Annotated in this window: 19 protein-coding genes; 2 read left to right on the top strand and 17 right to left on the bottom strand. The window is 37.5% G+C overall.

Annotated features, from left to right (window positions below):
- Position 1: 1 nt before the first annotated feature.
- A complete protein-coding gene (locus tag A7A78_RS01610) occupies positions 2–1,465 on the top strand; it encodes a magnesium chelatase (protein ID WP_068760892.1) in 1,464 nt (487 codons plus the stop codon).
- Positions 1,466–1,537: 72 nt separating this feature from the next.
- Here A7A78_RS01610 and A7A78_RS01605 read toward each other — a convergent pair whose 3' ends face one another.
- On the bottom strand, positions 1,538–1,915 hold the full coding sequence (locus tag A7A78_RS01605) for a LysM peptidoglycan-binding domain-containing protein (RefSeq protein WP_068760575.1): 378 nt from the start codon (positions 1,913–1,915) through the stop codon (positions 1,538–1,540).
- 209 nt (positions 1,916–2,124) lie between these two features.
- Between A7A78_RS01605 and A7A78_RS01600 the strand changes: the two genes are divergently transcribed.
- The gene (locus A7A78_RS01600; RefSeq protein ID WP_068760573.1) at positions 2,125–2,757 is read left to right on the top strand and encodes a fasciclin domain-containing protein; all 633 of its coding nucleotides are present in this window, start codon (positions 2,125–2,127) and stop codon (positions 2,755–2,757) included.
- Between the two features lie 57 nt (positions 2,758–2,814).
- On the opposite strand, the gene A7A78_RS01595 is transcribed toward A7A78_RS01600, so the two are convergent.
- The 16 genes from A7A78_RS01595 to A7A78_RS01515 form a co-directional block, all read right to left on the bottom strand.
- The gene (locus A7A78_RS01595) at positions 2,815–3,480 is read right to left on the bottom strand and encodes an ATP-binding cassette domain-containing protein (RefSeq protein ID WP_068760571.1); all 666 of its coding nucleotides are present in this window, start codon (positions 3,478–3,480) and stop codon (positions 2,815–2,817) included.
- 295 nt (positions 3,481–3,775) lie between these two features.
- Entirely contained in the window at positions 3,776–7,066 is a 3,291-nt protein-coding gene (locus A7A78_RS01585; protein ID WP_068760567.1) for an amidohydrolase family protein, read from the bottom strand.
- 18 nt (positions 7,067–7,084) lie between these two features.
- Positions 7,085–7,657 (bottom strand): YdeI/OmpD-associated family protein, encoded by a 573-nt coding sequence (locus A7A78_RS01580; protein WP_068760565.1) that lies wholly within the window; start codon positions 7,655–7,657, stop codon positions 7,085–7,087.
- Positions 7,657–9,285: a M1 family metallopeptidase gene (locus tag A7A78_RS01575; protein ID WP_068760563.1), complete on the bottom strand. Its 1,629-nt coding sequence runs from the start codon at positions 9,283–9,285 to the stop codon at positions 7,657–7,659. The genes A7A78_RS01580 and A7A78_RS01575 overlap by 1 nt, the downstream gene beginning before the upstream one ends.
- Before the next feature lie 11 nt (positions 9,286–9,296).
- The gene (locus A7A78_RS01570; RefSeq protein ID WP_068760561.1) at positions 9,297–10,628 is read right to left on the bottom strand and encodes a M28 family peptidase; all 1,332 of its coding nucleotides are present in this window, start codon (positions 10,626–10,628) and stop codon (positions 9,297–9,299) included.
- A 76-nt stretch (positions 10,629–10,704) separates the two neighbouring features.
- On the bottom strand, positions 10,705–11,571 hold the full coding sequence (locus A7A78_RS01565; protein WP_068760560.1) for a TolB-like translocation protein: 867 nt from the start codon (positions 11,569–11,571) through the stop codon (positions 10,705–10,707).
- A 95-nt stretch (positions 11,572–11,666) separates the two neighbouring features.
- Entirely contained in the window at positions 11,667–14,150 is a 2,484-nt protein-coding gene (locus A7A78_RS01560; RefSeq protein ID WP_068760558.1) for a TonB-dependent receptor plug domain-containing protein, read from the bottom strand.
- A gap of 124 nt (positions 14,151–14,274) precedes the next feature.
- On the bottom strand, positions 14,275–16,086 hold the full coding sequence (locus tag A7A78_RS01555) for an acyl-CoA dehydrogenase family protein (protein WP_068760556.1): 1,812 nt from the start codon (positions 16,084–16,086) through the stop codon (positions 14,275–14,277).
- Positions 16,087–16,128: 42 nt separating this feature from the next.
- Positions 16,129–16,500, bottom strand: a complete 372-nt coding sequence (locus A7A78_RS01550) for a four helix bundle protein (protein WP_068760554.1) — start codon at positions 16,498–16,500, stop codon at positions 16,129–16,131.
- A 25-nt stretch (positions 16,501–16,525) separates the two neighbouring features.
- Positions 16,526–17,713 (bottom strand): acetyl-CoA C-acyltransferase, encoded by a 1,188-nt coding sequence (locus tag A7A78_RS01545; protein WP_068760552.1) that lies wholly within the window; start codon positions 17,711–17,713, stop codon positions 16,526–16,528.
- A gap of 42 nt (positions 17,714–17,755) precedes the next feature.
- Positions 17,756–18,109, bottom strand: coding sequence for a four helix bundle protein (locus tag A7A78_RS01540; RefSeq protein ID WP_068760550.1), 354 nt, complete (start codon positions 18,107–18,109; stop codon positions 17,756–17,758).
- A 36-nt stretch (positions 18,110–18,145) separates the two neighbouring features.
- On the bottom strand, positions 18,146–20,554 hold the full coding sequence (locus A7A78_RS01535; protein WP_068760548.1) for a 3-hydroxyacyl-CoA dehydrogenase/enoyl-CoA hydratase family protein: 2,409 nt from the start codon (positions 20,552–20,554) through the stop codon (positions 18,146–18,148).
- Positions 20,555–20,560: 6 nt separating this feature from the next.
- The gene (locus A7A78_RS01530) at positions 20,561–21,004 is read right to left on the bottom strand and encodes a MarR family winged helix-turn-helix transcriptional regulator (protein WP_068760546.1); all 444 of its coding nucleotides are present in this window, start codon (positions 21,002–21,004) and stop codon (positions 20,561–20,563) included.
- A gap of 73 nt (positions 21,005–21,077) precedes the next feature.
- A complete protein-coding gene (locus A7A78_RS01525; RefSeq protein ID WP_068760544.1) occupies positions 21,078–21,602 on the bottom strand; it encodes a DUF488 domain-containing protein in 525 nt (174 codons plus the stop codon).
- 77 nt (positions 21,603–21,679) lie between these two features.
- Positions 21,680–22,006 carry a DMT family transporter gene (locus A7A78_RS01520; protein ID WP_068760542.1) on the bottom strand — a complete coding sequence of 109 codons (327 nt, stop codon included), beginning with the start codon at positions 22,004–22,006 and terminating at the stop codon, positions 21,680–21,682.
- A gap of 6 nt (positions 22,007–22,012) precedes the next feature.
- Entirely contained in the window at positions 22,013–23,794 is a 1,782-nt protein-coding gene (locus tag A7A78_RS01515) for an AMP-dependent synthetase/ligase (RefSeq protein WP_068760540.1), read from the bottom strand.
- Between the last annotated feature and the right edge of the window lie 22 nt (positions 23,795–23,816).

The raw sequence follows: 23,816 nt of genomic DNA, 5'->3' as shown, positions 1-23,816 counted from the left end.
GATGAATATAGAAAAAATCAAAACGTTCGGCGAACTTAAAAAATCCGGATACGAACCGAAATCAATCAAAGAAGAATTACGAAGAAATCTACTTCAAAAAATAATGAAGAAAGAAACACCATTTGTAGGCATTCATGGTTATGAACTTACCGTAATTCCAGAATTGGAACGCGCCATTCTTTCAAAACACAATATAAATCTTTTAGGGCTTCGCGGGCAAGCAAAAACCCGATTGGCTCGGCAAATGGTTGGTCTTTTGGATGAATACATTCCGGTGGTTGAAGGCAGTGAAATAAACGATGATCCTTTCAACCCCATTTCCCGATACGCCAAAAACTTGATGCACGAAAAAGGTGATGATACTCCAATAAGTTGGCTGCACCGCGATGACCGTTTTTCAGAAAAACTTGCAACACCAGATGTTACGGTTGCAGATATTATTGGCGATGTTGACCCAATAAAAGCTGCAAATCTAAAACTTACGTATGCAGATGACCGCGTGATTCATTTTGGGATGATTCCGCGAAGCAACCGCTGCATTTTTGTAATTAACGAGCTTCCAGATTTACAGCCGCGTATTCAAGTGGCGCTTTTTAATATTCTCCAGGAAGGTGATATTCAGATTCGCGGTTTTGCGGTTCGTTTGCCATTGGATATTCAGTTCGTTTTCACCGCAAACCCTGAAGATTACACAAACCGCGGAAGTATTGTTACGCCACTGAAAGATAGAATTGGCTCCCAAATTCTAACCCATTATCCCGAAGATATTCAAACTGCACGCACAATTACGGAACAGGAAACTGCTGAAGCTATTAAAACAAAATCGAACATTTACGTGCCTGAATTAGCAAAGGATATTTTGGAACAAATAAGTTTTGAAGCCCGTAAAAATGATTTTATTGACGCTAAAAGTGGCGTTAGCGCCCGTTTAAGCATTACAGCTTTTGAAAATCTTTTGAGTACTGCAGAAAGAAGAGCTTTACAAAATGGAGAAGAAAAAACTACAATTCGTTTGGGCGATTTTATGGGAGTAATTCCTTCAATTACTGGAAAAATTGAATTGGTTTATGAAGGCGAGCAGGAAGGTGTTTCCCAAGTTGCACAGCAATTAATTGTAGATGCCGTAAATACTACTTTTAAAGAGCGTTTTCCTAAAATTGAAAAGCTCACAAAAAATACCGATGAAGATCCGTATGCCGAAATTGTAGCCTGGTTTTTTGAGGAAAATGATTTTGAATTGCTCGATTCATATTCAGACGAAGAGTATAAAAATGAATTGGACCGAATCATCCCATTGCAACAATTGATTGAAAAATATCAGCCAGAAACTTCGAAAAAGGATAGTTATTTTTTAAAGGAGTTAATTCTTTGGGCATTGGCAGAAAACAAAAAACTGAGTAAATTCAGTTTGGGGAACGGACTTCATTTCAAGGATTTATACGGAAGCTATATTAGTGGACTTTAAAATTTCAGCAATAAAAAACCGCTCGTTTAAATTAAACGGGCGGCTTTTTCATTATTAACTATTTACTGAATATTAAATATTTGGAATCACCAATTCATCACCTGGATGGATGAGGTCTGCCGATTTTAATTTTCCTTTATTGGCTTCAAATATAGCATTATACTTGTTTGCATTGCCATAATACTGCTTCGCAATTTTACTTAAAGATTCCCCGCTTTTCACAGTGTGGTGCGCAAAAACAGATGAGTCTGCAACTTTAATATCAGCCATTATATCTGTAGGGTTTTCACCACCTATTCTTTTTATTTCGTCCCAAAGAAGATTTTTTTCATAAGGTGTTTTTGCAGTTCCCCAAACTTTAAGCTGGCCATTTTCTTCTTTTACATCACCGTTTTGAATGTTGAGTTTTTCTCCTAAATCTAAAACGCTTTGATATTTTGATTTGATCATTTTGTAAAAAGTTTTATTTGTTAATTTCTAAAGATACAATTTTGTGCATTATTTTTTTAATCATTAATAAAACTTTAATAAGAACAACTGTATAAAGTAATATCCATTAAAAAATTACCAAAAATTTAACTAAAGATTAATTACAATTAATAAAAAGTTCGTCCTAGTTGAAATACCTTTGATACAAACATTAAATCAACTATAATATTATGAAACTAAAAACAATTGTAATGTCTCTTGCAGTAATGACAATGCTTTTTGCAAGCTGTGAAGACACAAAAAAGAAAGAAGCTGAGGAACAAGCCAAAGCTGAACAGATGCGCATGGAGCGCGAAAAAGATTCTTTAATGAAAGTTGAAGCTGACAACCAGGCCATGATGGCTCAAATGGAAGCTAATTCAATTGCTGCAAAAGCAATGGGTAATGCAGACCTTTCTACATTGGTAAGCGCTCTTCAGGCCGCAGATATGGCCCAAACGCTTAAAGGTGAAGGCGATTACACAGTTTTTGCGCCTACAAACGAAGCTTTCAACAAAGTACCAAAAGCAACTTTAGAAAATTTAATGAAGCCAGAGAACAAAGCTCAACTTCAAAAATTGCTTCAGTATCATGTACTTCAAGGTAAAATGAATGCTGCTGATGTAATGGGTAAAATTAAAGATGCTGGCGGTAAATTGGATGTAACTACAATGAATGGTGAAACCCTTACTTTATCTGAAAAAAGTGGTAAAGTAATGATCAAAGATGCTAAAGGAAATACAGCTACCGTAACAAGTGCTGATATGGACGCGTCAAATGGTGTTGTTCATACTATAGATAAAGTATTGATGCCAAAAATGTAATTCATTTTTAAATGAATTTAAAAGAAAAGCCCCATAAATATGGGGCTTTTTTTATGACTAACTTTTACCGAGATATTCCAGTCTTTTTAAATCTTCCTTACTTTTAATTGGGATTCCAACACCATTTTTTATGAGTAGGTTTTTTGAAGTTATATCGAGAACATCTTCGTAATAATGATCCGTTATCAATATTCCTTTTTCAACTTTTAGCTTATTTAAAAGGCTTTTAATTTCTACTTTATAAAGTGGATCAATCATAGAAAATGGCTCGTCGAGCATTAAAAATGAATGGTCCAGATTTCCAACCAATAAAACTTCCAAATAACGAACTTGCCCTAATGATAATTCCCCAACTTTTTTAGCGGCAATTTTTGCAATCAGCGCATCATAAAAGATAGCATCCTGTTTTTTTTCTTCTGAAAAATATATAGGAATTAAATCCCGAACCTTACTATTTTTTGGTAAAAAGGAGTGTTGTGATAAGTAAGCGATGCATTCTGAAGAAATATTTTCTGAAGGATTAAAGTTTATTCCATCGATTGAAACAGTAACTGACCCTTTTCTTAATGTTCCAAATATCATTTTGAGCAAAGTAGATTTTCCGCAGCCATTTCTTCCGAAAATCCCTAAAATTTCTCCAGTTTCCAAAGAAAAGGAAACTTCTTTGAGAATTTCTTTTTTTCCAAAGTTTATTGAGGCATTATGTAATTTGAAGATTGCCAAATATGAAGGTTATAAATATAATTAGAACTGAAAAAACAGGAATGCCAACTAAAATATTGATAATAAATGAAACTTTAAAAAGCTTCCATTTGGTAATACCAAGATTAAAGTAGAAATAGAATTGATCATTATAAAACGTTCGAAACCCTATAAAACCAACCAACAAACCGATTGTCACGAAAAGAATAAAGCCCCAAAGCAACCCCACATATAGCATACTCAAAATTGAAAATGCTGCAATAAACGGAAAGATAGTTTTATAAAATTGCCAATATGCTCGGTACATTTTCTTCTATTAATGACAGCTGCAACCGCCATCCATAAATCCGTGGGTTTCCTGATGCCACGGGAAAGCTTGATTGTATTTCTCCATTTCCCAGAAAAAAGGAAGACGTTCTTTTGGATTGTTTCCTATTTCATTCATTGTTTCGGTATCATACAATCTTCCGTTGATCATTACCATTTCTATGGTTTGGGTGTTTTCAATATCTTCCAATGGGTTTTTATCCATCACAATCAAATCAGCAAGTTTTCCTTCTTTCAATGAACCAATATCTTCACCCGCACCAATGTATTCCGCGGAATTAATTGTAGCAGCTTTCAACGCTTCCAAATTGCTCATTCCTCCCTGTTGCAGCATCCAAGTTTCCCAATGTGCACCCAGACCTTGCAACTGTCCGTGCGCTCCCATATTTACTTTCACTCCGGCATCGCTCAAACTTTTTGCGGTTTCCGAGACCAAAATATGACCATTTTTATATTCTTCCTGCGGTGTTTTCATTCTGTGGCGTGAACGGCTATCAATAATACTTCTCGGGCTGAATGTTAGCAGTTTTTTATTTTCCCAAACATTGTCGCGTTCATAATAGTAGAATTCTCCATTCATTCCGCCATAATTTACAATAAGGGTAGGCGTGTAGCCAGAACCACTTTTGCCCCAAACCTCAAGAATATCTTTATAAACAGGTGCTACGGGAATGTTGTGCTCAATTCCTGTATGACCATCAATAACTTGGGTTATGTTGTGATAAAAAGTAGAACCACCTTCAGGAACCACGTTAATTCCCATTTCGCGCGCAGCTTGTAAAACTTGCTGACGTTGGTCTCTTCGCGGCTGATTGTAGCTTTTCACGCTTTTAGCACCAAACGCTTTTGTACGACGAATACTGCTTCTGGCGTCTTCCAAATTGTTTATCACGGCTTTAAAATCCCCATCAGCTCCGTAAAGAATGAATCCGGTTGAAAACAATCGTGGTCCAACTAATTGTCCGTTTTTTTGAAGTTCTGAAAGTGTAAAAACAGTTTCAGTATTTGCAGAAGGATCGTGCGAAGTCGTTACCCCGAAAGCTAAATTCACCATAAAAGGCCAATATTGCTGAGATGGAAGTCCATACCTGAATGCTCCAATATGTGCATGCGCATCAACCATTCCTGGCATGATGGTTTTCCCTTCTGCAGAATAAATCTTTGTTCCAGAAGGAACGGAAACCTTATCGGCTTCGCCAATGGCTTCTATTTTATTACCGTTTATTACGATGGTTCCATTTTCAATGATTTTGTCATTTTCCATTGTAATAATTCGTGCATTGGTGAATGCGATCCTTCCGCTGGGCTTATCAACAGTAGCTTGCAAGCCAATCTTTGTTCCGACCAAAGTTATTTCGGGTACTTTTTCTGGAGAGCCATCTAAAAATGTAAACCTATTTTTTAATTCATTGCTGAAATATTCATCGCCCAAAGTCCACATCAGTTTTTGACTGTTTGGCGACCAATGTATATTTATACCAGCATCTTTTGCGAGCTGTGAAACGGGAACAGATTTGCTGTTGTTATCTAAATCGATAGCTTGTCCGTTTAGCACCAAAGGAGCCACGAACAGTTTGTGAAGATTTGTAAAAGCGATCCATTCGTTATCTGGACTTGGGATTAATCTATTGGCGTATTTGGAAGTTATATGTGTTTTTTCATCATTCCCCTCAAGGTTTACACTTATCAATTTTTTCTCAATGTCTCCAAAATACGTTCCTCCCGTTTGCAGAAAAATTCGTTTTCCATCTTTACTAAACATAGGATATTCGCCTTTGTCAACGATGAATTTCTCGTTGCTTCCGTTGGAAGTCATTATATAAATACCGTTATTTTTGGTATAAGTAAATCCTTGGTCGGTGTTTCCTTTTTCCTTTTCAAAAACAATCTGTGTTCCGTTTGCCGAAAAAGAAGGGGTTCTATAGATTCCTTTTGCTGAAGTAAGTTTCACAGGATTTCCACCATTTGCTGAAATTTTATAAATAGCACCTTTTTCCAAATCGTTCCAAGTAACGTAAACTATCTCGGCGCCATTGGGCGAGAAGGTTGGTTCAAACTCAAAATCTTTACTATTTGTCAATCGCTGAGGTTCACCGTTGGGCAAAGATTTTTTATACAAATGTCCCAAAGCACTAAAAAGAATATATTTCCCATCCGGCGAAGTAACAGCGTTGCGAATCATTTTTGGAGTAAATGTTTCAGTCTCAATTTTATTATTGAAATGAACCGTTTCCGCCAAATCTATATTCACATTTGCTGTAAAAGGAATGTTGGTTACTGCCAATGATTTTACATCAATCTTATTGATTTTTCCACCGCTCCAAAAAACAATTTCGTAGTTGTTTGGCATCCAACTAAAATTAGGATAAACCCCGAAAAGCGCCCAAGCTTCCTGCTGATCTTTGTTTAATTGATCGTAAATGGGCCATTCCTCGCCAGTTTCCAAATCCTGGATAAATAATACACTTTTGGTACGAACTCTTTTAACAAAGGCCAATTTTTTTCCATCGCGTGAAATTGTTGGTCGAGCAGCTCCACCTGGGCCGCCAGTGGTTGTTTCAGTTTTGCCTGTTGCAAACTCATATCGTTTTATCACATAAATTTGGTCGTTGGGATCTTTATTGTACTGAAAATATCCGCCCGGATACATATCTTCACTATAATAAAGATATTTTCCGTCCGGGGAAACAAAAGGTTCGTTTACATCCTGTTGATCGTTTTTTCGTTTTGTGAGTTGCAGACCCGTTCCGCCAGATTTATGATATTGCCACATTTCACCAGCTCCCAAACTTCTTTCAGAGGAAAAATGCTTTCGTGCAATCAAATAGTTTCCGTCCGCACTCCAAACGGCGTTGTTCAATAGTCTAAAATCTTCTTTTGTAATTTGTTTTGCATTGCTGCCATCTACATTCATCACCCAAATATTGTCGCCACCACCCGCATCACTTGTAAACGAAATTTTTGTGCCGTCTGGGCTGAACCTTGGTTGCACTTCAAAAGGAATTCCCGTTCTAATTGCTTTGGCCGTTCCACCTGAAATTGGCATCGTGTAAATATCGCCGAGCATATCAAAAACGATGGTTTTACCGTCCGGACTTACATCTAGATTCATCCAAGTACCTTCGTTTGTTGTGAAGGAATGGGTTTTATAGTTGAAATCTTGTCCGGGATTTGCTACTTCCCATTTCGGTTCTTCTTTTTCTTTGTCTTTATTTTCTTTTTTCTGGGCAAAAAAAGTTGTTGAGATTAAGAGACATATTAGAAATGGAAACGTTTTCATAATTATAATATTTGGTGGTTATGTTCTGGATTTAATATTATTCTCGCAGAGCGATATAATTTCTGCAATTCGTTTGTTTCGGGTTTCTTCCCGTTTGGCGTGATTCAGCCAATAAAGATAGCTTTTTCTATAACTGCGACTAAAATTTTCAAAATTTATAAAAGCTTGTTTATTTAAGTCAAAGGCTTTTTGAAGATCTTCCGGAATTATCAAATTTTCTACATCGTCCAAAGCGGTCCAACTTCCATTTTTCTTGGCTTCAGCAATTACTTTTTTTCCGTTTTTATGAAGGAGGCCTTCTTTTTCCAATTCTTTTAAATAGGATTTATTTAATGCGCTCCAAACACTTTTTGGATTTCGCGGACAAAAATATTGTTGGCGTTTTCCATCGCCAAGACTTTTAACCGTGCTGTCTATCCAGCCATAGCAAAGTGCTATTTTTACCGCTTCTTCCCATCGCATTGATGCAACTTCCATTTCAACTTTGAAGAAAATTAAATAAACGCCTTGAGGATGTGTTTCGTGATTTTCATGTAACCATTCCCGCCATTCAATATCATTTTTGAAATAAAGTGTAGGCTTAGAATTCATTATTTTATTTCTTCGGAATTCACATAAAAATCTTCTTTAATCTGAAAATTTAAAATAGGGGAAGAGAGCGTTTTTGTTTTCCATTCCGAAGTGGGATAAATCCATTCTTCTTTTCCATTTATTAATGCAATTAAAGGCATGTCAAAGTTTTTTACAATATCCACATATCGAAATTTCAGATTTTTTCCATCGATGGAATATTGCAATTTTGGAACCATTACAGTTCTCAAATATTGATCAAAAAATTCAGAAAGATCTATTCCACTTTTTTTACTGATGTAATCTTCAATCTGTTTGGTAGTAACGGTTTGGTGATAAAATTCTTTGTTCAAACCACGAAGAATTTGTCGCCATTTTTCATCATCTTCAATAAGTTGACGAATCATATGTAGCATATTTCCGCCTTTGTAATACATGTCGCCACTTCCAGAATTGTCAACATTATACTGCCCAATAATTGGACTTTGGTTCATAATCTTTTTTCTCGTGCCGATAACGTATTCTGAAGAAGCCTTTTTTCCGAAGTAATAATCCAAATAAAGGTTTTCCGAATAATTTGTAAACCCTTCGTGAATCCACATATCTGCCACATCTTTATTCGTAATGCTGTTAGCAAACCATTCGTGGCCGCTTTCGTGAATAATTATAAAATCAAATTTTAATCCCCAACCAGTTTCTGAAAGATCGCGGCCCAAATAGCCGTTTTCAAATTTGTTGCCGTAGGTCACGCTACTTTGGTGCTCCATTCCCAAATAAGGAGCTTCAATCAACTTGTAGCCATCTTCGTAAAAAGGATAGGGGCCAAACCAATGCTCAAAGGCTTTCATCATCATTGGCGCCTGTTTGAATTGCTCTTTTCCCTTCGCCTCATTTTCGCGAAGCACATAATAATCCATGTCCAGCGTTCCTTTTTCACCTTCATATTTCTCGCTCCAGTGCACGTAATCGCCAATGTTTATGTCCACGCCGTAAGCATTTATGGGGTTTACCACTTGCCAAACCCAGGTTTTTGTATTTGCGTTTTCAATAACTTTCTTTAGTCTTCCGTTACTCACATCCATCAAATCTTTTGGTGCGGTCACTGAAATTGTAATGCCATTGTCGGGCTCATCGGAGGGATGGTCTTTTAATGGCCACCAAACACTGGAGCCAATGCCTTCATTGGAAGTTGCTATAAAATCTTTTCCATTGCTATCTTTAGTCCAAGTAAATCCTCCATCCCACGGCGGACGTCTAGCTACAATTGGTTTTCCGGAGAAATAGATTGTTATTTTTTCCTCGTTTCCTTTATGTTGTTTCTTTTGAAGTTTTAAAAAGTGTGCATTTCCTTCGGAAGTGAATGAAATTTCTTTTTCATCCTGAATAATTTTATCAATTTTCATCGGGGCTTGCAGGTCAATTTGCATCACTTCATTTGGCTCCAAAATTTTATAGGAAATAGTGTTGCTGCCCTCAATGGTTTTTTCGGAAGGATTTACGGTAACTTTTAAGTCATAATATGTTACGTCAAACCAAGCTCTTTCAGGAGTTATGCTACCGCGTAGCGTATCTGCTCGTGTGAATTCCTGTTGGGAAAATGCAGAAAGAGTTAGAAGCAATAAAACGACGATACAAATCTTTTCTTTCATAATTTATATTTTTACCTAAATACCGAATTTGGGAAAACAACAACGCTCTCAAAACCATCTTTCCCCACGGAAGCTACTCCAAAAAAAGAATTATCAATGACAATTCCTTTTAAAGTAAATTCTGAAACATCGCCAACGTAACGGCTGTGGTCCCAAGTTGGTGAAGTTGTGTCGCGCCAATATATTTTATAACCAATTGCGCCTTCAACTTTATCCCACTTCAATTTTGCGGAAGCTTCCACAACGCCACCAATGCTAACATTTTTAGGTTCGGGTGGGGCGGAAGCAATGCTCGCTAAATTAATTGCATTCACAGCGGTGAGTTTTGCTGCATAATCAAAATTTACAAACTCCAGTTTATCGCCGTAATCAATTCCGTTTTCGGTTCTTAAATCTTGGTGTTGGTGGTTGTAATCTTCGTGGGCTTCCATAATCCGGATTCCCGCCCAGCCCAAATCATTGAAAGGACGGTGATGCCCGCCGCGACCAAAACGGTCTAATCTATAAACCATCATTGGATTCATTTCTGGCATATATGTCTGCGTTGTCTTAAAAACGTAACGGGCAAGTTGGCGGGAAATTCCATCTACTTCGCCGCCGTAAAATCTTCGCATTTGTCTTTCTTTTTCGGTTTCTATTGGAGGAACGGGTTCTGAAAAAATCCTGAAATCCCGATTGCTTATTACGCCGTCAACACCTTTTATGTTGCCAATCATATCATTATTGAAAACGCCGATGATTTCCCAACCTTTATTTTTTGCATATTCCGCAAAACCTTTTCCACCGAAAAGGCCTTGTTCTTCGCCGCTCAATCCTAAATAAATTATACTGTTTTCAAATTTATATTTTGAAAGAACGCGAGCTGCCTCAATAGTTCCAGCCATTCCGCTCGCGTTGTCATTGGCACCGGGCGCATCTTTTGTGAAATCGCTACCGTCACTGTTTCGAGAATCTATGTCGCCGCTCATAATAATGTAACGGTTTGGGTATTTTGTCCCCTTTTGAATTGCGGCAACGTTAACAATCCAAGTATCTTGGGGAATGCGATCATTGCCATCGGCTTTTACCAAATCTTTCTGGAAGAAAACGTTTAGACAATTGTCGCAATCTTTAGAAACTTTTTCAAATTCAGATTTTATCCATCTTCGCGCTGCGCCAATTCCGCGGGTGTTGCTTATTGTATCGCTAAAAGTATTTCGGGTTCCGAAATTGGCAAGTTTAGTTATATCTGCCTCAATTCTTTCCGCAGAAACTGAATTGATAATATCGTAGATTTTTTGATCGGTTTGGGAAAAGGAAGTAGCGAAAACCAATAAGAATGCTAAAAGGGAAAATAATTTCATTTTGAAAAAAGTTTCCCTAAAAATACTCAAAAGAAGGAAGAATGAACTTAAACTTTTAGAATTTGTAATAGCTTAATTACATAGGTTGTGCAACTACTGCCAGTTTTTTCCCGTCAGGGCTTATAGCCATACGGCTAATATTTTTAATTCCGTATTCTTCAAGGGAGGCAACGCGTGTCCATTCCGGTTCGCCCAAGGTATCGTACATATAAAGTTTGTTTCCACTGCCCACTAAAATTTGTGTGTCATTGATCCAAACGCAATCTTGAATTCCGATTGGCAATTCGGTTACAAAAAAACTTTCGTATGAATCCATATCCAAAAGATAAACATCTAGATTTCCTTCCTCGTTTACTAAGGAATAGCTCATTGAGTTTGTTTTTGGCACTTTTTGGAGTGATCTGCCAGCGTTTCGAAAGATAGTATCGGCAGTTTTTGAAGATAAATCAATCAATACTAAATCCATGCTGTCGCCGTCCAAAACTGTTGAAAGAATTTTTTGGTCATTATAAAATGCGAAATAAGCAACTTGTAAATTTTTAATTAATTCTGAAGAACTTCCTGTTTGTGAATTGTAACGATACAAGCGTTGTAATCCATCTTTGTCGAGTCTAACAGAAGCTACATCATTGCTTGAAGGGAATTTTTGCGGAGAATATTCGCCGCCCTCGGTTTTTTTATTGATCCAAGTTTGAAGTTTTGAATTTAGATTATATTCTGAAATATCAGTTTGACCTTCATTATTTCCCGCAAAAACAAGTGCTTCGTTGGAAATGAACGAAGGTTGATTATCATAACCTTCATTGTTTGAAATATTTCGTGGATTAATTAATTCTAAACCTTCGTAGGCAGGGCGAATATCAAAAACATAAACTTCGGTGTTTTCTTGTGCGAAAATGAAACTTGAAGTTAAGATGATAAACAGGAAAAGGAGCTTTTTCATTGTAAATTATTTTTTTCAAAAATAGCAAACTCTGCGCCATAAATCTCTGTATTCATAATTCGTATTCGCCCCATTAAAAAAGTTTATCGATTTTATTATTCAACTGTTAGCATTGCTGTAGCATGTATTGGAATCCCAGTATCGGTAATTCCTTCAATGTCAATTTGAAAATTGCCTTTATCGTCACTGCTATAAAATGAAATAGTTGCGTTTGCATTTTCTTCAATTCGAATTTTTGGATTCCAATAAAGGGTGGTGCGTCTATCTTCACGGGCTGAATTTCTGTCTTCAAAGGAATAATCCGGCGCATAAAATTCACGGGAATTGTAAAAACCATCTAATTGAAAGCTAATAGACCCTGCTTTTCTGTTTATAATTTTTGAAGCACCTCCGCCTCTTCTTCCTTGTTTGGTATAAATGGCAATCACTCCTTGAGCTGCGAAGGCGTAATTTGCAGAGGCGTGACCAACATTTCGAATATCTATAAAATCTATGTTTGCCTGAGGAATAGATCTTGCATCGTTTAATGTTACCTGAATTCCATCTACAAAATATCGAGGCTCCATACCTCTTAGGTTTACCACAACATCCTGTGAAGTCTCTGCTTTGTATGTTTTTCCTATTCTAATACCTGGAACATTTGCAATTAACTCCATAAAATCTGCTCCCCCATGCATTCCCATATCATCAACTATAATCCGATAGGAGGGCGTAAAATGTTTTGTTCTTTTATTTCGTTCAATTTCGTTAAGCTCTTCTTTTGAAATTCTGGTAGTTTTGATATTTACCTCATCCAATATCTCCCTGTCTTTATCAAATTTAAAATTTGTTACTACAATTTTCTTTGCTTTTTGTTTATAGGCTTCTACGCTTGGGTTTTTTTGTATAAAAGCAACGTTTTTACTTTGCGGACTTATTTCAGGTTTTTCCAGTGGAGGGGCTAATTTTATATTCGTATCACTATAATTGGCATTGTTTGAAGATAACCCTTCTCCAGCCTGTAATAAAACACCGATCTCATCCTTGAATATATATGGCCCGTAAGAAAAGGAGCCGTTTTCATCAGTGTTTTGTGTTTCCTGTATAAAACCATCTTTTCTAAAAGTAAGTTTAGTTTCAGAAAATTTACTTTTAAAGGGAGTGTTGGCGCTTATTGTAATACCATTAATATATATTCCGTCTTCTGGCTGGAATTCTTGGAACATGCTGTTTTTTGAAAATTCTTGCCAAGTAAATCGTCGCCAGCCGTGGGTCATCATTATCAAGTCTAAAAGTTCTTTCTTTTTTATATTATCGCCATTTTGAAAAAAATAATTGGGAGATTTAATCTTTCCCCTTAAATCAGAATTTAATAATAGCCAGGTTTTTATATTCTCGGCATTTTCATTTGGCTTTATTAATTCAGTGTCTATAACAGAAAGTGAAAGATTACTGGGGATTAATTTTCCGAATTTATCTTTCACTTCAATTTCCAAGTTTACACGTTCACGCACACTTATTGGAGCATTTGTTTTCTTTTTGACGGATACTGATAATTCTTTTTCCTCTTTTTTAATATATAACAACCTTTCCGCAACAGGCTGTTCAGATTGATTGAAAAAAACAATATCCAATACACCTTCAATTAAATTCTCTTTCGGAATTTTCAACAGCATTGAACTTAGGTCTTTTTCTTGTGTGTAATCAAAAGCGGCCAATCCTCTTTGGTGACCTATAAGCAAAGTGTTTTTTAATCCTTGGGGTTTGTTGGTGGTAACTTTTATAACAACGTCCTTTTCAGTTGATGAGGTATTCATTACATAGCCATCTTTAAGTGGATCGGGCAAAGGAAATACTATATCTTCATTTCCAGAATTAACAATAGCACGATATTCTTTTCCCTTTTCAGGGTTTAAGTTGAAGTAAGCGAGGCCAAACTCCATGGTTTTAAAGTCCGTAATTTTATTTCCTTGTGAATCTTCAATATAACCAATAACAGGACTCGCGTTTAGATCGGCATCTTTAATTTTTACAGCAACTTTATTATTTATTCCCGATACTAAATAACCACCTTCGGGATAAAAGCCAAGGTCTGGTGAAGCTGAACTTTCTTTTATTTTGGAGCTATCGCTAAAATCATCGGTATTCACCCCAGAATTAAAAGCGAAAATTTGAATTTGCTTTTTGAAAAAAAAATCATTTGATTGGTTGCGCATATAGTTGGTATATGCTCTTAACAGATATGAACCACCTTTTAAATCAATGGGTAACTTAAAATCTCCAGGAGCATTGATTGAATCCGTATATAGTCTTCGGTCACTTATAATACTATCCTGTTCGTTTATGAGCTCTACATAAACAACTTTGCTTTTATTGGTTTTTGTATGGGTAACGCCATTGACCAGATAAGCGTTGAACCATATATTTTCTCCGGCGGTGTAATAGGGTTTGTCTGTTTGAATGTATATCTTTTCGGGATATTTTTCTGCTGTGTATTCGTTAAGTCGGTTAAGAATTAAAATTTTCAATCCAGATGTATCAACAAATGTAAAGGCAAGGCAAGAAAGGGTAAGAATTATTAAAACAAGTTTATTTTTCATTACTTATTTGCTGATATCATTCTAAAGATAAGTATTTTAAAAAAAAGCCCAACAGATTTTTAAAATCTATTGGACCTAATATTTGTAAACTTTTGCTATTTAATTGCTAATTAGCACAAAACGATTAAAATGGATATGTATTTTCCGAAATTACTTTATTTGCAATAGTTTTTCGCAACTCACCAATATTTGGCATGTTTTGATATTTGGTGAATCGTTTAAGTCCCATTAACATAGCGCGTTGCTCATCTCCTTCAGAAAAGGAAAGAATTGCTTCTTTTGCTTTAACGGTAATAATATCAACTGCGTGGTAAAGATAAAGCTGCGACATTGCAATCTGCTCTTTTTGTGCATCTTCACCAAAACGTTTTGCGTTTTTCTCAGCTCTTAAAACACCGCTTTCAGCCATATAGATTTCAATCAAAATATCTGCAGCGGCCATCAATGTTTGCTGATGCTCTTCCAGTTCGGTACCATATTTTTGCACGGCGCTTCCTGCAACCATTAAAAATACTTTTTTCAATTTGGCAATCATCGCCTTTTCTTCGGAAAGCAATTCAGAGTAATCGGGCGTTTCAAAAGAAGGAATTCCCATTAATTCCGAAGCCACAGCCTGTGCAGGATTCAATAAATCTACGTGACCTTTCATTGCTTTTTTCACAAGCATTCCCACGGCGAGCATTCTGTTTATTTCGTTGGTGCCTTCGTAAATACGGGCAATTCGAGCATCGCGCCATGCAGATTCCATTGGAGTGTCTGCACTAAAGCCCATTCCGCCAAAAATCTGTATTCCTTCGTCAGCGCAATTTTGAATGTCTTCAGAAACCGCTACTTTTAATATTGAACACTCAATAGCGTATTCCTCAACGCCTTTCAATTCTGCTTCTTGGTGCGAATTTCCTTGTGCAACGCGCATTGAAATTCTATCCTCAATATTTTTTCCGGCACGGTAACTAGCACTTTCACTCACGTAAGCGTTCGTTGCCATTTCAGCCAATTTCAATTTAATGGCACCAAAAGAAGAAATAGGCACTTTAAACTGAATACGTTCGTTGGCATATTTTACCGCTGTAGAAATTACGCGACGTTGCGCATCAAGACTTGCAGCGGCCAATTTTATTCTACCAACATTCAAGGCGTTCATCGCAATTTTAAATCCGTCGCCACGACCGGCCAACATATTTTCGACAGGAACTTTGGTGTCACTGAAGAAAACCTGACGGGTAGAGGAGGAGTGGATACCGAGTTTCTTTTCTTCCTCTCCCAAAGAAATTCCGTTTGAAGGATCGTTTTCAACTATAAATCCAGTAATATTTTTGTCGTCTTCAATACGTGCGAAAACAATAAAAGTATTACAAAATCCAGCGTTTGAAATCCACATTTTCTGTCCGGTTATGGAATAATATTTTCCATCTTCGGAAAGAACGGCTTTTGTTTTTCCACTATTTGCATCGCTTCCCGCACCGGGTTCTGTTAAAGCATAAGCGCCAAACCATTCACCAGTTGCAAGTTTTGGAACATATTTTTTGATTTGTTCCTCAGTTCCATATAAAGTAATTGGCATTGTTCCAATACCTGTATGTGCACCAAAAGCAGTAGCAATTGAACCCGTTGCGCCCGAAATGTAATCGCAAACCAACATTGTAGTTACGAAGCCCATGCCTAGTCCGCCGTAAGCTTCTGGAACTGCAACGCCAAGCAGACCAAGTTCGCCAGCTTTGCGCATAATTTCTTCCGTTAGCGCATAATCTTTATGCTCAAATCGTTCTTTATTCGGCCAAATTTCACGATCTACAAATTCCTTTACAGAGTCGCGCATCATTTTTTGTTCCTCGGAAAAATCTTCTGGGGTGAAGACGTCTTCTGCTTTAGTTTCCTTTACAAGAAATTGTCCGCCTCTTAGTAATTCAGAATTGTTTTTATTTTGTGTTTCCATTTTTTTATTTTGTATTTTGAATTCTAAATTTTGAATGAAAATTTAGATGTTATTGTTCTTTAAATTGGTCTGAGCCGTGATTATTATTTTGGTCAAAATGTTTATTATGTGTTCTATTTCCGTCAAAAAAGGAGAAATATTGAGTTGGGTCAAATTAGACTTGTCCAAAAGATTAAGCCAATATTTTGTTTCACGTGCCTCCTTAGAAGCGATGGACATTTTATTTATAAAATCCTTTTTCGACTGGGCTGCCGATGCTTCTTCAACGTTAGCACCTATACTGGTTGCCGAACGTAAAAGTTGTTTTGAAAGAATGTATTCCTTTTCATTTTGAAGTTTTTTGTATAAAGAAATTATATCAAGAGAAAACTTAAAGGTTTTGTCAATTATGATATTTTCCTTCTTCGGCTCCATTCATTCAAAATTTAGAATTCAGCATTTAAAATATTTCATAAACCCCCGCAGCACCTTGCCCGGTTCCCACACACATCGTCACCATTCCGTATTTTCCTTGTAGGTTTCTTTTGCGCATTTCATCAAATACTTGCACAGAAAGTTTGGCGCCAGTGCAACCCAATGGGTGACCCATAGCGATAGCGCCTCCGTTTACGTTGACTTTTTCTTTATCTAAGCCAAGACCGCGGATTACAGCCAACGATTGTGAAGCAAAAGCTTCGTTTAGCTCTATAATTTCCATTTGGTCTTGTTTTAATCCAGCTTGTTTCAATGCTTTTGGAATAGCATATAATGGGCCTATGCCCATAATTTTTGGCTCAACGCCAACGGCTGCAAAGCTTACCAATCTAGCAATGGGTTCAAGATTTAATTCCTTTACCATTTCTTCACTCATAATAACTGCGAAAGCTGCACCATCACTCATTTGTGAAGAATTTCCTGCGGTAACGCTTCCACCATTGGCGAATACAGGGCGAAGTTTTGACAGCGCTTCTATATTTGTTCCCTTTCTTGGACCTTCGTCTTTATTAACCGTATATGTTTCAGTTACTTTTTTTCCAGCATCATTTACGAAAGTGTGTTCCACTTCAATAGGCACAATTTGATCCTGAAATCTATCTTCATCCTGCGCCCTTAAAGCGCGCATTTGGCTTGTGTACGCAAATTCGTCTTGGTCTTCTCGGGAAACGTTGTATTTTTTTGCAACTGCTTCCGCAGTTAAACCCATATTCCAGTAGTAATCTTCGTGGCCTTCTTTTGCCAATTTATAATCTGGAACCGGTTTGTAACCACCCATCGGGATATAACTCATACTTTCGGCACCGCCTGCGATAATGCAATCTGCCATTCCACTTTGGATTTTCGCGGCAGCAATTGAAATAGTTTCCAATCCAGAAGCACAATAACGGTTAACCGTCATTCCGGGAATATCAACAATGTCCAAACCCATCAACGAAATCAATCGGCCCATATTCAAGCCTTGTTCAGCTTCAGGCATTGCGTTTCCAACAATTACGTCGTCAATTCTTTTTTTGTCGAGTTGCGGCAATTCGTTCATTATATATTTAATGGTTTCCGCAGCCAACTCGTCAGGGCGTTTGAAGCGGAAAACTCCGCGAGGGGCTTTGCCCACTGCGGTTCTGTATGCTTTTACTATATATGCTGTTTTCATTTTTATTTAGTATTTAGATGTTAGTATTGAGTATTGAGACACTCATTTTTCTAACGATTTTATTAATGAATAACTCATTTTTTGTAGTTCAATAACTTTGGATAAAATTGGATTTACTAATGATTCTGAACCAAGTTTTAATTTAATTGATAATAATAATTGTGTAAAAAGCTCATATGATGAACCGTTTGCAATGCCGAGGAAGTTTTTAAATTCACCATTGGTATTTCTTCCTGCCCCTTCTGCAATATTAGAAGGAATTGAAACTGCACTACTTCGAAGTTGGCTAATCAATCCAAACTTTTCTTCCTTTGGAAAATTTGCTGTAAGTAGATAGACTTCTTCAGCAACTTCCATTGCTTTGTTCCAAATCTTTAAATCTTCTAACTTATGCATACTCTTTTCTCAATACTCAATACTATCTACTCAATTCTAATTTCTCAACGGTTTTCCTTTCTGAATCATATGCTGAAGTCTTTCCAAAGTCTTTCGTTCTCCAGTTAAACTTAAGAAGGCTTCACGTTCCAAATCAAGCAAATATTGCTCGCTTACGTAGCTTGCTTCACTCAAATCGCCACCGGCCATAACGTAGGCGAGCTTGTTTGCGATTTTTTTATCGTGCTCGCTGATGTAGTTTCCTGCAACCATTTGGTCAGTTCCAACCAAGAACATACCCAAAGCTTGCTTTCCAAGTACTTTTACATCGGTTCGCGGAATTGGTTTCGTATAACCTTGATCAGCCATAAACCTTGCAACAGCTTTTGCAGCGGCAATTTGCCTTGCTTCGTTTACAATTACAATATCTTTTCCTTTTTGAAGAATCCCGGTATCATAGGCTTCATAAGCCGAAGTAGAAACCTTCGCCATTCCAATAGTCAAGAAATATTCCTGAAGTCGGTTCAATTCAACATCATCTTTTTTGAAAGAATCACTTGCGCGCATTGCCATTTCCTTGGAACCGCCACCGCCGGGAATCACCCCAACGCCAAATTCCACCAAGCCAATATAACTTTCGGCTGCAGCAACAACGCGGTCTGCGTGAAGTGTAAACTCGCAACCACCGCCCAAAGTCATTCCGTGCGGAGCAACCACAACGGGAATGGAGGAGTAGCGAATGCGCATACTTGTATCCTGAAAATATTTTACTGCGGCATTCAATTCTTCATATTCCTGCTCCACGGCCATCATAAATATCATTCCGATATTGGCGCCAACGGAGAAGTTTTTGCCGTTGTTGGCAATTACCAAACCATCGTAATCTTTTTCCGCCATATCAATCGCTTTATTGATTCCAGCTAAAACATCACCGCCCACGGAATTCATTTTACTTATAAACTCCACATTCAAAATTCCATCACCAAGATCTTCAACCACGACACCGCTATTTCTAAAAACTTCGGAAGTTTTACGAATGTTGTCCAAAATGATAAACGAATCCTGTCCGGGAACTTTTACGTGCTTTTTCTGCGGAATATCGTAATAATAGGTGTTTCCGTCTTTTACAGTGTAGAAAGAATCAACACCAGCTTCAAGCATTTCATTTACCCAAGCTGCTGGTTCTTTTCCTAAATCTTTAATTAATTCAATTCCTTTTTTTACGCCAACGGCATCCCAAATTTCGAATGGGCCATTATCCCAACCAAAACCGGCTTTCATTGCATCGTCAATCTTGTAGAGCTCGTCAGTTATTTCAGGAATTCTTTTTGAAACATAAGCGAACATCGCCCCGAAGTTTTTTCGGTAGAATTCGCCAGCTTTGTCTTCACCTTTTATAAGAATTGGGAAACGATCGGTAACTTTATCAACCGATTTTGTTTTTTCCAAAGTGCCGAAAGATGCTTTTTTGCTTTTTCTATATTCTAAAGAATCGAGGTCGAGTGAGAGAATTTCACTACTACCGTCGTCATTTTTCACTTTTTTGTAAAAACCTTGTCCGCTTTTGCTTCCCAACCATTTCTTTTCCATCATCGTATCGATGAAGCCTGGAATTTGAAAAATTCCGTGTTCTTCATCGTCGGGAACGTTATCGTAAATTCCTTTTGCAACGTGAACCAAAGTATCTAGACCAACAACGTCAACGGTTCTAAAAGTTGCGGATTTTGGTCGCCCGATTACAGGACCGGTCAATTTATCAACCTCTTCGATTGTAAGCCCCATTTCCTTTACTTGATGAAAAAGACTTTGGATGCCGAAGATTCCAATTCTATTTCCTATAAAAGCGGGTGTATCTTTTGCGACTACGGAGGTTTTTCCGAGGAATTTTTCACCATAACCATTTAAAAAGTCTAATACTTCGGTTGAAGTTTTAGGACCTGGAATGATTTCAAAAAGTTTTAAGTATCTCGGTGGATTGAAAAAGTGGGTTCCGCAGAAGTGCTTTTGAAAATCTTCACTTCGGCCTTCACTCATAAACTTAATAGGAATACCCGAAGTGTTTGAAGTAATTAACGTGCCGGGCGTTCTGTGTTTGTCAAGATTCTCAAAAACCTGTTTTTTGATGTCCAATCGTTCAATTACAACTTCAATAATCCAGTCGGCAGTTTTCACTTTGGAAATATCGTCTTCCAAATTTCCGGTGGAGATTCTTTTCGCAAAATCCTTGTGATAGAGTGGGGCAGGGTTGCTTTTAATGGCTTTCTGTAAATCTTCGTTCACAATGCGGTTTCGCACCACTTTATCTTCAAGGGTAAGTCCTTTTTTCTTTTCGGCATCATTAAGCTCACGCGGAACAATATCCAGCAAAAGCACTTCCACGCCAATATTAGCGAAATGGCAGGCTATGCCGCTTCCCATAATTCCGGAACCGATTACCGCTACTTTTTTAATTCTTCTTTTTGACATATTATATTATTTATCTGAATCGTATATTTTTTTTGAATTGACCAGTTCTGTAATTGTATTGGCCACTTTTTTAAATGTTTGCAGTTCTTCCAATGAAACATTTTTTTGAACAGCTTCATCAAAACCCAAAACCACTTGCTTAGAAAACTCCCGCATTTCCTTTCCGTAGGGCGTTAAGTGTATCAACACGCCACGGCCATCTTCAGGATTTGGTTTGCGCTCAATAAGGCCTTTTTGCTCCATAGATTTTAAAGTACGTGAAAGGCTCGTAGCCTCCATTCCCATTTTGGGTCCAAGTGCCGTAGAGGGTGTACCTTCTTCGGGATCAATACTTATAAGTGCAAAGCCCGTGGCCATTGTACTTCCTTTTTTCCCGGCCTCTTCATTGTACATTTTTGTAACGCTCATCCACGTGGAGCGCAGTATATAATCTATTGTTTTTTCCTTCATTAAAAGACTTTGAAAAAATGGAATACCAAATATACAAAATTTTATTATGCACGCATAGTAAATTAATAACAAATTATACTTTCTCCGCTGAATAATTCAACTTTCCATCAATAACATTTGCTGGGGCAGTGTACGGATGTTCCGTTGCTTTATTTTCACTCATAATATGCATTACGGACCAACCTTCAACTTTTAAAATATCAGCAATAAGAGAGCGGTGACAGCTCCACCAAACTGCTTCAGCACACATAATAGCAGTCTTTTTTTTTGAAGCGACTTGCTTAAGAATTTTTAGAGATTGCTGAAACTGTTCCGTTTCCATATAATCTGCATAACCTTTAAAGGAATCGAGCCGCCAAGCATCATTTTTTGAATTTGGTTCTGGTTTTCTGCGACCGCCCAAATCAACAAGATGTTTGTATTCAATTTTGTTTTCGGGAAGTGATTCTTCCAGACTATCCTTATTGAACTGCGGAAATTTCCGGGAGCCGGGAAAATGGCGCACATCCACCAATATTTCAATATTGAAGGAATTCAGCAATTTTAAAAATTCGTCAAATGTTCGGGTAGAATGACCGATGGTCCAAAGAGTATTCATTTTCAATGATTTCTTACTCTTTAAAGGTAAGAAATCAATACTGTTCAATTAAAGAATAAAGTGGGTTTAACGCAACTTTAATGGGTTACAAATTTCAATCCTACTATTGAAAGTATAAGAGTTGAAAGAAAAAAAACGCGCCAAAAGGTGGCGGGTTCATTAAAATAGAAAATACCGACTAAAACTGTTCCCACGGCACCAATTCCAGTCCAAACTGCATAGGCGGTGCCTATTGGGAGCGTTTTTGAAGCTTTTATAAGCAAAAACATACTTATAAAAAGACAAACAAGAAATCCGCCAAACCACAATTTTGAATCGATACCGGAGGTTTCTTTGAATTTTCCCAAGCAAGCGGCAAAAGCTACTTCAAAAAGGCCACCAATTATTAGAAGGATCCAATTCATAATTATTTACGAAGTATGCCCATAAATCTTATCATACAAATCTTTATACTGTTCTTTAATAATTTTACGTTTCATTTTCATTGTTGGGGTGAGTTGTCCGCCCTCAATACTCCAAACATCGGGGGTCAATTCAAACTTTTTCACTTTTTCCCACTGGCCGAAGCGTTCGTTGTAAAAATCCACTTCTTTTTGGATTCGGTCTATCACTGCTTGGTTCTTAACCATTTCTTTTGGGTCTGAAGAAATGTTTCTTCCTTTCTTGCTTCCCCATTCCTTAATAAAATCAAAGTCAGGTTGAATTAGTGCCGCTGGCATTTTTTCGCCTTCGCCAATTACTATTATTTGGTCAATAAAGCGTGATTGTTTCATTGCGTTTTCCAAAAGCTGTGGCGCTACATATTTACCACCACTGGTTTTGAACATTTCCTTTTTGCGGTCGGTAATTTTTAGGAAACCTTCGCTATCAACTTCGCCAATATCACCTGTGTGGAAATAGCCACCTTTCAATACTTCATCCGTCTGTTCTTGGTTTTTGTAATAACCTATCATTACCTGAGGTCCTTTCACGAGTATTTCGCCATCTTCCGCGATTTTAATTTCCGTTTCTTTTAAAGCTTTCCCCACGGTTCCAATTTTAAATCCGTGGTTGCGCATGTCGTTCACGGAAACTACGGGTGAGGTTTCCGTAAGTCCATAACCTTCCATTACAGGAATTTCCGCAGCGTTAAAAACGCGTGCCAAACGGGGCTGCAAAGGAGCGCTTCCAGAGGCAATGGCTTTTAGGTTGCCGCCCAAAGCTTCACGCCATTTACTGAAAATTAATTTATTGGCAAGTTTCAATTGGGTTTCATACCACCAACCATTCTGGCCATAGGGTTCATACTTAAGGCCCAAATCTATGGCCCAAAAGAATAATTTTTTCTTTATTCCCGTAAGCTCGGCGCCTTTTGCGTAGATTTTATCGTACACCTTTTCTAGCAAACGCGGCACTGCGGTCATTACTTCGGGCTGCACTTCTTTAAGGTTTTCGCTAATGGTTTCTAAGCTTTCCGCATAATGGATGCTCACTCCGCAGTACTGGTACATATACAAGATCATTCTTTCATAAATATGGCAAACGGGCAAAAAACTCAAGGATTTTGAGTGTCCCAAATCAATTGGCAAACGCTCTGCACTATGTTTGGAATTTGAAGCAATGTTTTTATGTGAAAGCATTACACCCTTAGGTTTTCCGGTAGTTCCGGAAGTATAGATTAAAGTTGCAATATCATCTTCGTGGATTGCTTCCTTTCGTTTTTCAACTTCTTCTTGATTGCTATCATCTTTTCCCTCTTCAAGAACTTCGCTCCAGTTTTTGGCACCTTTTATTTCATCAAAAGTATAAACCTCTTTAAGTGACGGAACGTTATTGCGAATTTGCTGCACCTTATCGTAAACTTCTTTACAGGAAGCGAAGCAATATATGGCCTCACTGTGGTTCAGTACATATTCATATTCTTCTTCCGAAATAGTGGGATAGATTGGCACATCCTGCGCCCCGGTTTGCATAATGCCAATATCACAAATGTTCCATTCGGTACGGTTGCTCATGGATATTATGGCAATTTTATCATTGGGTTTTACGCCCATTCGCAATAGACCACGGCTTATTGCATTTGCCTTGTCTATGTATTCCTGAGTGGATGTAGATTCCCATTTGCCATTGTATTTTGTTACAAGTGCTTTTTCCTGTGGGTATTTTTCAAGCTGAAAATATGGGAAGTCGAAGAGTCTTTTTGGGTCTGTCATGATAGTATTGTTAAGGAAGTGA

Origin of the sequence: Aequorivita soesokkakensis, from assembly GCF_001641085.1 — a bacterium.
Taxonomy (GTDB): Bacteria; Bacteroidota; Bacteroidia; order Flavobacteriales; family Flavobacteriaceae; genus Aequorivita; species Aequorivita soesokkakensis.
The sequence above is the reverse complement of the archived record's forward strand: the minus strand, read 5'-3'. Positions and strand labels throughout refer to the sequence as shown.